Below are 1,465 nucleotides of genomic sequence, written 5' to 3'. Positions count from 1 at the left end.
ATGAAAACATTAGTATTCTCTTAATTTATTAAATTATATTTAGTTAGTGTACGCATTAATGGGCTTAATAGTTCTTTGTTTGGTGAAAATGTTTACTTTGCGCTTTAAAAGCGCAAAGTAAACACGGTGTAATTATTAACGTACTGTGTGCTAGTTCTAGTGTTTACGTTTCTGGCTCTAGGCGTTTAATACCTTGCCCATCAATACCTAAATAAATAAAACCATCACTGCCTTGGGCTAAGCTGCGCAGTCTGCCTATTCCGTCGAGTATTTTATATTGCTTAACAACCTTACCCTTTGAGAGTTCCAATGCGCTAATAAATGCAAATTTCATTGATGCTAGTAATAGCTTACCTTTAAGCTTTGGATATTTATCACTCGTTACATACAACATATCGGATGGCGCAATTGAAGGGGTCCAATGTAATACGGGCGATTGCATGCCGTCTTTTTCTTTAAGGTCGGTAAACGTGGTACCGCTGTAGTTAACGCCGTAACTGACCAAAGGCCATCCGTAGTTAGCGCCTTTTTTTATAATATTAAGCTCATCGCCGCCGCGTGGCCCATGTTCGTGAGACCATAAAACATTATTTTGATTATCAAACCACATGCCTTGTGGATTACGGTGCCCATAAGACCATACCGCATGTTTTGCATCTTTTTGTTTAACAAACGGATTACTATTTGGGATACTACCATCTTCGTGTAAGCGATAAATTTTACCGCCGTCCCGCGTGAGATCTTGCGGGTTTATGTCGCGCGCGCCGCGATCGCCAATTGAAAAATAAACATAACCTTCATTATCAAACACAATACGGCTGCCGTAGTGCTGGCCTTTGGTACTATTATGCTCGCCTTTGTATAGCAATTGCTGATCAGACAACTGCGTATGATCGCTATTTAGCTTGGCGCGCATTAAGGCGGTGTTACTTCCGCTTCCTTTGCCTTCACTACTTGAGTAACTAAAGTACAGCCATTGGTTTTGCTTACTATCGGTGTGTAGTGCTAAATCAAGCAATCCACCTTGGCCATTAGCGTCAATGTTGGGCAGCCCTGAAACCTTAGTTAACGTAGTTGTATTTTTAGGTAATAAAAATAACGTTCCACTGCGCTCAGATATTAGTAAATCACCATTAGCTAAAGGCTCAATAGCCCAAGGTATAACCACACCTTCTGCCGCTGTTACTGCGTTAACGTTAAGCGGTAAAGTATCGAGCTGTTTATAGTTTTTTACGTAATCGCTTTTTGCATGCGCGGGTGCGTTAATAGCAAATATAGCAACGGCTAAGCCTGCACTTATTAGTTTAGGGAGTGTGTTATGTGACATTAAATTTATCATTATGGCTTCCAAAATTAATCCAATCTTACATAACCTTAACATGGCATAAATAAATTTGTTAAGCGTTGAGTTGAATGAAAAACACACACTTATATTTTTATACGATGGCCTTTTAACAGAAAATTG

Annotated in this window: 1 protein-coding gene; it reads right to left on the bottom strand. The window is 39.6% G+C overall.

The features are described 5' to 3' along the window. Positions 1–163: 163 nt before the first annotated feature. Entirely contained in the window at positions 164–1,339 is a 1,176-nt protein-coding gene (locus GQR46_RS19600; RefSeq protein WP_165742209.1) for a PQQ-dependent sugar dehydrogenase, read from the bottom strand. Positions 1,340–1,465: the final 126 nt, after the last annotated feature.

The sequence above is a fragment of the Pseudoalteromonas sp. Z1A6 genome (assembly GCF_011378745.1).
Taxonomy (GTDB): Bacteria; Pseudomonadota; Gammaproteobacteria; order Enterobacterales; family Alteromonadaceae; genus Pseudoalteromonas; species Pseudoalteromonas arctica.
The sequence above is the reverse complement of the archived record's forward strand: the minus strand, read 5'-3'. Positions and strand labels throughout refer to the sequence as shown.